The 11,836-nt window shown below is 71.5% G+C and carries 12 protein-coding genes; 8 read left to right on the top strand and 4 right to left on the bottom strand.

The features are described from left to right. Positions 1-522 (top strand): GNAT family N-acetyltransferase (locus AB7U92_RS11550; RefSeq protein WP_428576529.1); only part of this gene is annotated, 522 nt, incomplete at its 5' end. 4 nt (positions 523-526) lie between these two features. On the opposite strand, the gene AB7U92_RS11555 is transcribed toward AB7U92_RS11550, so the two are convergent. The 3 genes from AB7U92_RS11555 to AB7U92_RS11565 are packed head-to-tail and all read right to left on the bottom strand — an operon-like array spanning position 527 to position 2,923. Beyond that, entirely contained in the window at positions 527-1,183 is a 657-nt protein-coding gene (locus AB7U92_RS11555) for a hypothetical protein (protein WP_428576532.1), read from the bottom strand. Continuing rightward, entirely contained in the window at positions 1,180-2,118 is a 939-nt protein-coding gene (locus AB7U92_RS11560; RefSeq protein WP_428576535.1) for an MlaD family protein, read from the bottom strand. The genes AB7U92_RS11555 and AB7U92_RS11560 overlap by 4 nt, the downstream gene beginning before the upstream one ends. 1 nt (position 2,119) lies before the next feature. Beyond that, positions 2,120-2,923 (bottom strand): MlaE family ABC transporter permease, encoded by an 804-nt coding sequence (locus AB7U92_RS11565; protein WP_428576537.1) that lies wholly within the window; start codon positions 2,921-2,923, stop codon positions 2,120-2,122. A 76-nt stretch (positions 2,924-2,999) separates the two neighbouring features. On the opposite strand from AB7U92_RS11565, the gene AB7U92_RS11570 reads away from it, so the two are divergent. The 3 genes from AB7U92_RS11570 to AB7U92_RS11580 are packed head-to-tail and all read left to right on the top strand — an operon-like array spanning position 3,000 to position 6,539. Then, the gene (locus tag AB7U92_RS11570) at positions 3,000-4,598 is read left to right on the top strand and encodes a gamma-glutamyltransferase family protein (protein WP_428576540.1); all 1,599 of its coding nucleotides are present in this window, start codon (positions 3,000-3,002) and stop codon (positions 4,596-4,598) included. Continuing rightward, positions 4,598-5,875: a M16 family metallopeptidase gene (locus AB7U92_RS11575; RefSeq protein ID WP_428576543.1), complete on the top strand. Its 1,278-nt coding sequence runs from the start codon at positions 4,598-4,600 to the stop codon at positions 5,873-5,875. The genes AB7U92_RS11570 and AB7U92_RS11575 overlap by 1 nt, the downstream gene beginning before the upstream one ends. Then, positions 5,868-6,539, top strand: coding sequence for a trimeric intracellular cation channel family protein (locus tag AB7U92_RS11580; RefSeq protein ID WP_428576546.1), 672 nt, complete (start codon positions 5,868-5,870; stop codon positions 6,537-6,539). The genes AB7U92_RS11575 and AB7U92_RS11580 overlap by 8 nt, the downstream gene beginning before the upstream one ends. Positions 6,540-6,543: 4 nt before the next feature. Here AB7U92_RS11580 and chrA read toward each other — a convergent pair whose 3' ends face one another. Then, positions 6,544-7,893 carry a chromate efflux transporter gene (chrA, locus tag AB7U92_RS11585; RefSeq protein WP_428576549.1) on the bottom strand — a complete coding sequence of 450 codons (1,350 nt, stop codon included), beginning with the start codon at positions 7,891-7,893 and terminating at the stop codon, positions 6,544-6,546. A gap of 100 nt (positions 7,894-7,993) precedes the next feature. On the opposite strand from chrA, the gene AB7U92_RS11590 reads away from it, so the two are divergent. The 4 genes from AB7U92_RS11590 to AB7U92_RS11605 all read left to right on the top strand — a co-directional run. Then, a complete protein-coding gene (locus AB7U92_RS11590) occupies positions 7,994-8,680 on the top strand; it encodes a hypothetical protein (protein WP_428576552.1) in 687 nt (228 codons plus the stop codon). A 42-nt stretch (positions 8,681-8,722) separates the two neighbouring features. Beyond that, a complete protein-coding gene (locus AB7U92_RS11595; RefSeq protein ID WP_428576555.1) occupies positions 8,723-9,751 on the top strand; it encodes an RNA methyltransferase in 1,029 nt (342 codons plus the stop codon). A gap of 111 nt (positions 9,752-9,862) precedes the next feature. Beyond that, entirely contained in the window at positions 9,863-11,296 is a 1,434-nt protein-coding gene (locus AB7U92_RS11600; RefSeq protein ID WP_428576558.1) for an oxygenase MpaB family protein, read from the top strand. Then, a partial coding sequence (locus tag AB7U92_RS11605; protein ID WP_428576561.1) for a 7TMR-DISMED2 domain-containing protein occupies positions 11,293-11,836 on the top strand: 544 nt, incomplete at its 3' end. The genes AB7U92_RS11600 and AB7U92_RS11605, both read left to right, overlap by 4 nt.

Consider the following 11,836-nt stretch of genomic DNA (forward strand, 5'->3'; position numbering starts at 1 on the left):
ACCTATCGCGTGCTCTCGCCGGCGGCGGCGCGGCGCGTCGGCGTCCTGTACAGCGAGAACGAGTTCGACCTCACGCGGCTGCGTCCCTACCGCGCCCGGATGGTGGAGCTGGGCCGCTCCTGCGTGCATGCCGACTGGCGCTCGGGCGGGGTGATCCTGGCGCTGTGGGGCGCGCTGGCCGAGTTCATGGCGCGCAACGGCCTGGAAACGATGATCGGCTGTGCCAGCGTGGGCATGCGCGACGGCGGCCACGTGGCGGCGAGCCTGTGGGAACAGCTTCGCCACAGCCACCTCGCGCCGATCGAGTGCCAGGTGCATGCACGCCTGCCGCTGCCGGTCGGCGAGCTTCGCAGCGACCTGGCGGTGGAACCGCCGCCGCTGATCAAGGGCTACCTGCGCTGCGGCGCGAAGCTGCTCGGCGCGCCGGCCTGGGACCCGGACTTCGGCACCGCCGACCTGCCGATGATGCTGCGCATCGCCGACCTGCCGCTGCGCTACCGGCGGCACTTCGCCGCGCTCTGAGGCTTCATCGCGACGACAGCACCAGCTCGATGCGCCGGCGCAGCCGCTGCGCTTCGTCGGCTGCGCCAGCCTGCTCGGCGCGGTAGGCCAGCGCCTCCAGCCAGGCCAGCAGCGGGCGGCGCCAGCCTTGCGCCGATGCCGTGTCGGCCGCCAGCGTGAGCGTGGCGGGGTCGGCGAGCCGGGCGCGCAGCAACAGCGCTGCGGCGATCAGTCGCGACTGCGGATCCTCGATGGCCTGAACCGTCACCGTCGTCCTCTCGGCGATGGCCGCGGCGACGGCGCGTTGCGCCGGCGGCAGCAGCGCGATGCGTTCGCGATCGAGCGTCTTTCCCGCGAGGTGATCGGCGTAGGCCTGTTCGGCCGCGGGTGCGTCGGCTCGCCAGCGTTCGAAGCGGTCGCAGGCGGCGAAGTCGAGGCTGGCCACGCGGGCTGCGCAGCGCATCAGCTCGGCGCGGGCCACCAGCGCGGGCGATCCGGTGCGCGCCAGCAGCGCGCGGCCGCGCTCGAACTCGCGCCGGGCGCCGGCGGTATCGCCGTCGAGGTCCATCCGGATCGCGGCATCGATCGCCGGCCGCGCCTGCAGCTGCCAGTCGGGCGGCGTGGGGCCGCTGCTGCAGGCAGCGAGCGCAGCGGCAAGAACGAGAACGACGGGACTCCTCATTTGAGCTGCAGCTCCGTGTCGCGCTTGAACGGCCACTTGCGGTTGACCTCGTCGACCAGCTGCTCGACCTTGCGCACCGTGGCGTCGACCTCGCCGCGCAGCGCATCGAGATCGTTGGTCGCGCCGCGCACGTTGCTGGCCACGCCCTGCGCCTCGGCCAGCAGCGCATCCACCTTCTGCAGCGTCTGCCGTGCATCGCCGAGCAGGGCGTTGAGCTGCGCCACGCCTGCCTTGCTCTCGTTCACCAGCCCCTGCGGCCCGAGCACCTGCGCATCGGCCTTCGCGGCCATGCCGTCGATACGCGCCAGCAGTGTATTCACCCGCTGCAGCGCGGCGCTGATCTGCTTCGCATCGGCCTCGTTCATCAGCAGCCCGGTGGCGCCGCGAGGGCCGGTGGCGCGCTCGGTGATCGTCTGCACGTTCGCGATGCTGAGCGCGAGCGAGGAGTCGGAAGCGGTCAGCCGCGTCAGGTTGGCCACCAGCTCGCGCACGTCGGACACCAGCCGCGGCAGCTCGGCGGTGGCGTCGCCCACCAGCACGCTGCGCTCGGCGCCGTCGGGCAGCGGCGGGTCGCTCAGCACGCCGCTGTAGGCCTTCAGCGTGGCGCCGCCGACCAGGCTGCGCGACAGCGTGAAGACGCTCGACTGGCGAAGCCACTTCGCATCCTTCACCGGCACGTCGATCACGATACGGGCGCTGCCGTCGTCCGCCAGCTCGATGCGCCGCACGCGGCCGATCGGAAAGCCGGAGAAGGTCATGTCCATGCCGACGCGCACGCCCTCGGAGTCGTCGGCCACCAGCACCAGCCGCTGCGTGGCCTCGAAGCTGCCGCGTGCGTAGAGCACGTAGAGCACCGTCGCCGCCACCAGCGCGACGAACAGCGCCAGTAGCAGCGCCGCCTTGACCTCCAGGTTCTGCGGTTCCTTGTCGTTCATTTCAGGAGTAGTTGCCCACCAGCGAGGCGGCTTCGATGATCACGATCAGCAGCAGCATGCGCACCAGCCCCTGCAGCTCGGCGCTGGTGTTGGCGCGGCGGCGCGGCACCGCGTCGAGCACCGAGGCGATCGGCATCAGCGCCACCGTCAGGCCGAGGAAGAGGATCTTCAACACGAAGATCAGCGACACCGCCGGCGTGAAGATGCGGCCCACCGTGTGGGTGTAGGCGGCGAAGCCCGCACCGGTGAAGCCGTAGACGGACAGGTAGGCCACCACCAGCGTGATCACGCCGCTCACCGCGGCCAGCATCAGCGCGCAGAAGGTGCCGGCCACGGCGCGCGGCAGCACTTCGGAGCGCATCGGGTCGACGCCCTGCGCGGCCAGCGCGTCCCAGCCGCCGCCGCTGCGCAGCGCGGCGACCTCGGCCGACAGCGGGATCGTGCAGCGCAGCGCGGCGAACATCGCCGCGGCTAGCGGAATGAGCTCCAGAACCAGCACGCGCACCACCATCTCCAGCGCGTACTGCGTGAGGCCGTAGCTCTGCGAGGTGACCAGCACGATGCGGATGACCACGATGCTGATCAGCAGGCTCAGCAGCGTGAAGCCGAGCAGCGACTGCGCGGTGCCGAGATAGACGTGGCGCGCCATCGCCTGCCGGTTCGCGGCCCGGTAGCTCGACGGCGACAACGCCATCACCGTGAGCAACGCCGCCAGGTGCACCGTGCGCCACCAGCCGAGCAGCCACTGGCCGGCATTGCGCGCCAGCGCGGCCAGGGTGCCCTGCGGTGAGGTCATGGGCGGCATGCTGCGATCATAGGCGGCGCTTGCTGGTATGTTCGCGCGCTGGTCGCGCGCCAGAGATCACCGGACGTTTCACCCCATGACCCAATCCTTCCTCGGCCGGCGCGGCATCGCCGTCGCCCCGCACAGCCTGGCTTCCGAAGCCGCCCTGCGCGTGCTGCGCGAAGGCGGCAACGCCCTCGAGGCGATGATCGCCGCCGCCGCGGCCATCGCCGTCGTCTACCCGCACATGAACTCCATCGGCGGCGATGGCTTCTGGGTGATCGGCGGCCCCGACGGGCCACTGGCCGGCATCGACGCCAGCGGCGCGAGCGCCGCCGCGGCCTCGCTGGAGAGCTATGCGCAGCGCGGGGTGACCGGCAGCATCCCGTTCCGCGGTGGCGTGGCCGCGTTGACGGTAGCCGGCACCATCTCCGGCTGGGGTGCGGCGCATGCGCTCGCGAAGGAGTGGGGCGGCCGGCTGCCGCTGGCACGCCTGCTCGAAGACGCGATCTGGTACGCCCGCGAGGGCATCCCGGTCACGCACAGCCAGCGCGCCGCCACCGCGGCCAAGCGCGACGAGATCCGCGCCATCCCGGGCTTCGCCGAGACCTTCCTGGTCGACGGCGAGGCGCCGGCCGCCTTCAGCCGCTTCCGCCAGCCGCGCCTGGCGGCCACGCTGGCGCGCATCGCCGAACACGGCACCGACGACTTCTACCGCGGCGCGCTGGCGAAGCAGCTGGCCGCCGAACTCGCCGCCGTCGGCAGCCCGCTCACCGCCGACGACCTCGCCGCCCACCACGCCAAGCGGGTCGACCCGCTGACGCTGGCCATCCCCGGCGCCACGCTGGCCAACATGACGCCGCCCTCGCAGGGCGTGGTCTCGCTGATGATCCTGGGCATCATGCAGCGCCTGCAGGGCTGGGATGCCGATCCGCTGGGCGCGGCCTTCGTGCATGCGCAGGTCGAGGCCACCAAGCAGGCCTTCAAGCTGCGCGACCAGCATGTCACCGACCCCGCCTTCATGCGCATCGCGCCGGCCGAGCTGCTGCGCCCTGCGCTGCTCGACGAACTCGCCGGGAACATCGACTCGAAGCGCGCCGCGCCGTGGGGAAGGCGCACCGACCCGGGCGACACCATCTGGATGGGCGTGATCGACGGGCAGGGCCGTGCGGTCTCGTTCATCCAGAGCATCTACCACGAGTTCGGCTCGGGCGTGGTGCTCGCCGAATCCGGTGTGAACTGGCAGAACCGCGGCTGCAGTTTCAGCCTCGATCCTTCGCACATCAACGCGCTGGCGCCGCGCAAGAAGCCTTTCCACACACTGAACCCGGCGCTCGCGCGCCTGGCCGACGGGCGCCTGATGGTCTACGGCACGATGGGCGGCGACGGGCAGCCGCAGACGCAGGCCACGGTGTTCAACCGCATCCAGCGCTTCGGCCTGGAGCCGCAGGCGGCCATCGAGATGCCGCGCTGGCTGCTCGGCCGCACCTGGGGCATGGCCAGCGACAGCCTCAAGCTCGAGGCGCGTTTCCCGGCCGGGACCGTCGACACGCTGCGCGCGATGGGTCATGACGTCGAGCTGCTGGCCGACTGGGACGAATCGGTCGGCCATGCCGGCGCGCTGATCCGCCACACGGACAGCCTGCTGATGGGCGGCTTCGACCCGCGCAGCAACGGCGCGGTGGCGGCATTCTGATGCTGCAACCGACGGACGAAGCCGGCACCTCGATCGCCACGCTGGCCAACGGCGTGCGCGTGGTGCTGATCGGCCTGCCGGGCGTGGGCAGCGCGAGCGTGAGCGTGTTCGTGCGCACCGGCAGCGCGCACGAGGGCGCGAAGCTCAACGGCATCAGCCACGTCGTCGAGCACATGGCCTTCAAGGGCACGCGCACGCGCGACTGCCAGCGCATCAACCTCGATGCCGAGCGGCTCGGCGCCGAGGTCAATGCGCACACCGACAAGGACCACACCGCCTTCCACATGCGCGGCCTGGCCGAGGATGCGCCGCGCTTCGTGCGCATGCTCGGCGACATCGTGCGCGAGAGCACCTTTCCCGAGGAGGAGCTGGAGCGCGAGCGCCGCGTGATCCTGCACGAGATCGCCGACGACGAGGACGACCCGCTGACCATCGCCTTCCAGGCCTTCGACCGCGAGTGCTTCGGCGCCCACCCGGCCGCGCTGCCGGTGATCGGCCGGCGCGCCAACATCGAGCGCTTCACGCGCGACGACCTGCTCGGCTACGTGCAGCGCCAGTACAGCGGCGCCAACGTGGTGATCGGCGTGGCCGGCGACGTCGACGCCGCCGCGGTGCTGGAGGCCGCGCAGGCCGCCTTCGGCAGCCTGCCGCGCGGCGCGGAGAACACGCTCACTGCACCCGAGTGGGTCGGCGGCATCGTCACCAAGCGCCTCGTTGGCAGCAGCCAGACCCACGTGGTGATCGGCTGGCCGATCCCGTCGCTGGTCGACGACGATCCGGTCGGCGTGGTGGCTGCGGCCGTGCTCGGCGAGGGCATGAGCTCGCCGCTGCTCGACCGCATCCGCGAGCGCAAGGGCCTGGCGTACTACACGCATGCCTCGGCCGACGTGCTGGGCCTGTGGGGCCAGTTCGTCATCGAGGCTTCGGTGGCGCCGGAGCACCTCGACGAGTTCTGCGCCGAAGTGCGCTCGTTGATGAGCGAGCTCGCGCGCGGCGTCGAACCCATCCACCTCGAGCGCGCGCGCAACCAGCTCACCGTGCGCGCACTGCGCTCGTCCGAACAGCCGTTCCGCCGCGTGGAGGAGGCCTGCCTGGACCTGCTCTTCCTCGGCCGGGTGCGTGCGCGCGCACAGTCGCTGGCGCGGCTGCGGCGCGTCTCGGCGGCGCGCGTGGCCGACGGCTTCGCAGCGATGCTGAAGACGCCGGTGGCGGCGGCCGTCACCGGCCGGCTGCCGCGCCAGGCGCGCGAGCGCGTCGCGCAGCACCTGAATGGCTGAACCGCTGCCCGACGCGAACCTGCTGCCGGCGCTTCTGACGGCGGTGGAGGCCGCGGCGACCGTGGCCTTTGCGTTGTCGGGCCTGCTCGAGGCGGCGCGCAAGCGGCTCGATGCGGTGGGCGTGTGCGTGGTGGCCGGCCTGGCCGCCTTCGGCGGCGGCACACTGCGCGACGTGCTGCTCGACCGGCGGCCGTTCTTCTGGGTCGAGCACGCGGCCTGGCTGTGGGGGCTGCTGGCGCTGTGCGTGGCGGCGATGGGCGTGCTGCGCGCGCGCCACTTCGCGCCCACCGAGCGCGCGATGCAGTGGCCCGACGCGCTCGGCCTCGGCCTGTTCAGCGCCGGCGGCACGCAGATCGCGCTGGCGCAGGGCATGCCGGCGATCGTCGCGGTGCTGATGGGCGTGGTGACGGCTACCTTCGGCGGCGTGTTGCGCGACATCGTCTGCAACGAGATCCCGAGCGCCTTCAGCGATCACCGGCCTTACGCGGTGTGTGCCTTCGCCGGCGGCTGGGTGCTGGTGGGCGCGCTGGCGCTGGGCGTGTCGCCGGGCACGGCGCTGCTGCTGGCGGCCGGCGCGGCCAGCGGGCTGCGTGCGCTGGCGCTGGTCACCGACTTCCGGCTGCCGCAGTGGTCGTCGGGCGAGGATCCGCGCGGCGGGAAGTAGCCGTTCAGCGCAGCCCGGCCAGCGTCCCGCCCAGGCCGAGCAGGGCGCAGGCCGCCAGCAGCGGCATCACGCCGACCTTGAAGCGGAACAGCGCGAACGCCGCGGCCACCATCAGCAGTGCCGAGAAGACATCGAAGCGCCCGGCGAAGCCCTGCGGCCACAGCACGTGGTAGGCGAAGAACAGCGCCAGGTTGAGGATCACGCCGACCACCGCCGCCGTGATCGCCGACAGCGGCGCCGTGAAGCCCAGCTTGCCGTGCGTGGCCTCGACCAGCGGCCCGCCGGCGAGGATGAACACGAACGAGGGCAGGAAGGTGAAGAAGGTCACCACGGCCGCGGCCAGCGCGCCGCTGGCGAAGAGCGCGTCAGGCCCCAGCACCTCGCGACCCCAGCCGCCGACGAAGCCGACGAACGCCACCACCATGATCAGCGGGCCGGGAGTGGTTTCGCCGAGCGCGAGGCCGTCGATCATCTGCGCGCCGGTGAGCCACTGCTGGTGGTCCACCGCACCCTGGTAGACGTAGGGCAACACGGCGTAGGCGCCGCCGAAGGTGAGCAGCGCCGCCTTGGTGAAGAACCACCCCATCTGCGCCAGCGTGCCCTGCCAGCCCTGCGTGGCCACCAGCCCGCCCATCGCCAGCAGCCACAGCACCAGGCCGATGACGAGCACACGCACCAGGCTGCGGTGCGCGTAGCGGGCGTGCTCGGGCGTCGGCGTGTGGTCGTCGATCAAGGCCGGGCCGTAACCGGCCTTCGCCTCGGCATGCCCGCCGCCGAGGGCGAACACCTGCGGTGCACGCCGAGAGCCCCACCAGCCGATCGCCGCAGCCGCGGCGACGATGGCGGGGAAGGGCACGTCGAGGGCGAAGATGGCCACGAAGGCGAGGGCGGCGAGCAACCACATCCAGCGGTTCTTCAGGGCGCGCGTGCCGATGCGCCATGCGGCGTGCAGCACCAGCGCTGTCACCGCGGGCTTGAGCCCGGCGAACAGTCCAGCCACCAGCGGCACCTGGCCGAAGCGCAGATAGATCCAGCTCAGCGCGATCAGGATGAACAGCGAGGGCAGCACGAACAGCGCGCCGGCGACGATGCCGCCGACGCTGCGGTGCATCAGCCAGCCGAGGTAGGTGGCGAGCTGCTGCGCCTCCGGGCCGGGCAGCAGCATGCAGTAGTTCAGGGCGTGCAGGAAGCGGCGCTCACTGATCCAGCGGCGCCGCTCGACCAGCTCGGTGTGCATGATCGCGATCTGCCCGGCCGGCCCGCCGAAGCTGATGAAGCCGAGCTTGAGCCAGAAGCGCAGCGCCTCGCGGAAGCTGATCGGTGCGGGGGCGGCGTCGGCAGGCGTCTCGGGCATGCGTCAAGGGTATCCGAGCCCGCCACATCGTGTTTCAAGGCTTGCGCGGAAGCGCGCTAGTCTGCACGGCTGTCACGAAACCGTCGCCGAGAAGATTCCCATGTGGGGACAGAACAAACCCGTCGTGCTCTCGTATGGCCGGCCGCGTTCGCGCTGGTCGCTGCCGCCCTGGCTGGTGCTGCTGATTCTCGGTGCCGCGGCCGGCGCCGCCGGTGTGGTCTACGTGCAGGAGAAGCACCTGCCGCCGCGCCTGTCGGCCTCGGCCTCGGCCGAGCTGCGCAATGCGTACGAGCAGGCCGACGCCGAGCGCCGCCAGCTCAGGGCCGACCTGGAGGCCACCACGCAGAAGCTGCAGACCGCGCAGGCCGAGGGCAAGAAGCTCGGCGACGACCTCGCTGCCGGCCGCAGCAGCACCGAGAAGCTGCGCCAGGACCTCGACTTCGCCGTCGATGCGCTGCCGCCCGATCCGCGCGGCGGCACGGTGGAGGTTCGCGCCGGCCGTCTGCAGCGCAAGGGTGCCGGCGTGGCCTACGAAGTGGCGTTGACGCGTGCCGGCGGCGCAAGGCCGATGAATGCGGTGCTGCAGATTTCCGTCAGCGGCATCGGGGCCAACGGCGCAGAGACGCGCGTGGTCGGTAAGCCGGTGCCGCTGAGCGTGGGCGCCTACGAGATCGCGCGCGGCGTGCAGCCGCTGCCCGAAGGCTTCCGCGCCAGCCAGGCGACGATCGCCGTGCTCGACCGGCCCGACGGCCGGCAACTCGGCATGCGGGTGCTGTACGTGAAGTGACGCCCGCCTAAGGACGCATCGCAGGCGCTAGCATCGCGCGCCATGCGCATCGCCGACCTCCGCCACCGCCTGCGTTCGCTCGGCGCCAAGCCCAAGCACGAGGAGCGCGTGCTGCGCCTGTGGGCGAATGCGCTGCCGCAGACGCACGGCCGCCGCCGCATCGAGGACTGGCTGCCGCTCGAACTGCGCGAGGCGCTGTCCGCGCTCGAGGCCGAACTCGCCGCGCTGGCCCACGTGCGCTCCGCCCACGACGGCGAGGACGGCTCGCAGCGCCTGCTGGTGACGCTGGCCGACGGCCAGACGGTGGAAAGCGTGCTGTTGCCGCGCGACGGCCTGTGCGTCTCCACCCAGGCCGGCTGCGCGGTGGGCTGCGTGTTCTGCATGACCGGCCGCGACGGCCTGATCCGCCAGCTCACGAGCGGAGAGATCGTCGCGCAGGTGGCGCTGGCGCGGCAGCGCCGCGCGGTGCGCAAGGTCGTCTTCATGGGCATGGGCGAGCCGGCGCACAACCTGGATGCGGTGCTGGAGGCGATCGACCTGCTCGGCACCGCAGGCGGCATCGGCCACAAGCAGCTGGTCTTCTCCACCGTGGGCGACGCGCGGGTGTTCGAACGGTTGCCGCAGGGCCGCGTGAAGCCGGCGCTGGCGCTGTCGCTGCACACCACGAGGGCAGAGTTGCGCGAGCAATTGCTGCCGCGTGCGCCACGCTTCGACCCGGCCGATCTGGTGGAGGCCGGCGAGCGCTACGCACGCGCCACCGGCTACCCGATCCAATACCAGTGGACACTGATCGAGGGCGTGAACGACGGCGACGACGAGGTCGAGGCGATCGTCTCGCTGCTCCAGGGCCGCTACGCGATCATGAACATGATCCCGTTCAACGCCATCGAAGGCCTGGGCTTCCGCCGGCCATCGGATGAGCGTGCCGCGCAGATCATGAGGACGCTGAATCACCGAGGTGTACTGGCGCGGCTGCGCCAGTCGGCAGGGCAGGACGTGGAGGCCGGCTGTGGCCAGCTGCGCGCCCGCGAACTGGGCCTCTCACGAAAGGGCATTCCGATCCGGGCGTGAATCACATCACCTCATGCGGGGCGATTGCGCTTGCACATCGGCGCTGCATTCCGTTACCGTTGCCGGTCGCCTGGTGCGACATCCGACGATGACAACAAAGAAGTGATGCCGATGACGCACACCGTGCCCGACGAGCGGCTCGATCAGGCCCAGTTCGAGACCGATCCGCTGGCCGACCAGACCATTGCCGACATCCTCGGGCCCTGGGAAACCCCTGCGCTCGCGGCCACTGCGGCCGACATCGCAGCCGACTTCAAGTCGCACTGGGACCGCATCGATGTCGTCAACGGCGTGATCGCGCAGTGGTGCGACAACGCCAGCCTCGACCACTGGCACACGCGGCTGCCCGCAGACCAGCAGGAGATCGCCGATGCGCTGCGTGACTACGTCAGCGCGGCGCGCATGCTGCCCGATTGGGCGGAGCCGGCGAAGATCGCGCGCGCCGAGGAGATCTTCTTCGACCAGGGCGTGCTGTCGTGCACGCTGCTGTTCTGCGCCAGCCTGCCCGAGTGCTACGTGGTGCCCGATCTCGCCGAGGTGCTGCACACCACCGGGCAGCTCGAGCAGCGCACCGATTACCGCATCCGCAGCACGGCGGCAATGGTCTTCCCGGTGATGATGCGCGGCGGCCTGACCGACCCGGATGGCGGCGGCATCGCGCAGGTGCTGAAGGTGCGGCTGATCCACGCGATGGTGCGCAACCTGGTGCTGCGCACCAGCCCGCAGGAGGCGGCGGCGCTGCGCGAGCGCGGGCTAGCCCTGCCGGTGGTGCCGGCACTGGCCGCGGCGCGCGGCAGCCAGAAGATGCACCACGCCCTGTTCGCGCACGGCTGGGACATGGCGCGCGGCCTGCCGTGCAACCAGGAAGAGCAGGCCTACACCTTGCTGACCTTCGGCTATGTCTATCTGCGCGGCCTGCGCACCCTGGGCGTGGGCCTGGACGAATCCGACGAGCTCGCCGTGCTGCATGCCTGGAACGTGGTCGGCCACCTGGTGGGCATTCGCCGCGAGCTGATGGCCTTCACGATGGACGAGGCTGAGGCGTTGTTCGCGCGCATGCAGGCGCGCGGCCGCGCGCAACCGGTGCAGCCCGACCCGCGGCCGGGCCTGGCCGATGCGCTGTTCCGCAACCTGGCCGGCGTGATCCCGCTGGCGGTGGCCAAGCCCTTTCCGCTGCTGCTGTCGCGCCGGCTGATCGGGCGCGAGGCTTCGCGCGACCTGGCCATCGACGGACCGGTCGCTTTCGCCTCGCGCCTGCTCTTCGCATTGCTGATGGCGCTGGTGCGCCTGATCGACGGCATCGGTCGCTTGTTCTCGAAGGACTTCAGCCTCGCGCGGCTGGTCACGCGCGTGCTGGGCTACCACCTGCTGACGCAGTTGCTGATGGACCAGACGCGGCCTCTGAAGCTGCCCCAGGGCCTGCTCGACCAGGCGCACGGCATGATGCGCGAGTGGGGCTCCGACCGCCGCGCGCCGGGCTGGCTCAACGCGCTCGAAGACCGCTTCACCGTGGCCGGCCCGTGGTCGGGCCGCGCGCGCACATGACGCTCGGGCTGCTTCGCCTCGTCGCGCTGCTCGGCTGGCTGGCGCTGTCGGCACTGGTGCATGCCGCGCCGCCGCTGGTCATCGACGGCAGTTCGCAGCGTGTGGAAGCCTGGCCCTCGGTGACCATGCTGCCCGACGAGAGCGGCGAGATGGACATCACCGCCGCGATGGCCGCGGCCGACCGCTTCGAGGTGCCGCGCTCGGCCTACGCCACGCTGGGCCTGCGCAAGGAGCCGGTGTGGTTGCGCTTCCCGGTCTCCTGGACCGGCGGCGGCGGGCCCACCTGGATGCTCGATATCGACTATGCGCCGCTGAATCGGGTCGATGTCTTCCTGGTGCGCGAAGGGCGCATCGTGCAGCAGGCCCGGCTGGGCAACATGCAGCCCTTCGCGCAGCGGCCCGTTCCCAGCCGCAGCCATGCGCTGCCGCTGGAGCTCAAGCCCGAGGTGGCCTACGAGCTCTACCTGCGCGTGGAGACGCAGGGCGCGATGATCCTGCCGATCACGGTGATGCGGCCGCAGGTCTTCCACACGGAAGCGC

Source organism: Piscinibacter sp., assembly GCF_050175855.1.
Classification (GTDB): Bacteria; Pseudomonadota; Gammaproteobacteria; order Burkholderiales; family Burkholderiaceae_C; genus Piscinibacter.

What these genes read in the sequence shown, in the direction of transcription:
- AB7U92_RS11560 (WP_428576535.1), bottom strand. Translation starts at nt 2,118, where the DNA reads ATGAACGACAAGGAACCGCAGAACCTGGAGGTCAAGGCGGCGCTGCTA.
- AB7U92_RS11555 (WP_428576532.1), bottom strand. Translation starts at nt 1,183, where the DNA reads ATGAGGAGTCCCGTCGTTCTCGTTCTTGCCGCTGCGCTCGCTGCCTGC.
- AB7U92_RS11580 (WP_428576546.1), top strand. Translation starts at nt 5,868, where the DNA reads ATGGCTGAACCGCTGCCCGACGCGAACCTGCTGCCGGCGCTTCTGACG.
- AB7U92_RS11565 (WP_428576537.1), bottom strand. Translation starts at nt 2,923, where the DNA reads ATGCCGCCCATGACCTCACCGCAGGGCACCCTGGCCGCGCTGGCGCGC.
- AB7U92_RS11570 (WP_428576540.1), top strand. Translation starts at nt 3,000, where the DNA reads ATGACCCAATCCTTCCTCGGCCGGCGCGGCATCGCCGTCGCCCCGCAC.
- AB7U92_RS11590 (WP_428576552.1), top strand. Translation starts at nt 7,994, where the DNA reads ATGTGGGGACAGAACAAACCCGTCGTGCTCTCGTATGGCCGGCCGCGT.
- AB7U92_RS11600 (WP_428576558.1), top strand. Translation starts at nt 9,863, where the DNA reads ATGACGCACACCGTGCCCGACGAGCGGCTCGATCAGGCCCAGTTCGAG.
- chrA (WP_428576549.1), bottom strand. Translation starts at nt 7,893, where the DNA reads ATGCCCGAGACGCCTGCCGACGCCGCCCCCGCACCGATCAGCTTCCGC.
- AB7U92_RS11575 (WP_428576543.1), top strand. Translation starts at nt 4,598, where the DNA reads ATGCTGCAACCGACGGACGAAGCCGGCACCTCGATCGCCACGCTGGCC.
- AB7U92_RS11595 (WP_428576555.1), top strand. Translation starts at nt 8,723, where the DNA reads ATGCGCATCGCCGACCTCCGCCACCGCCTGCGTTCGCTCGGCGCCAAG.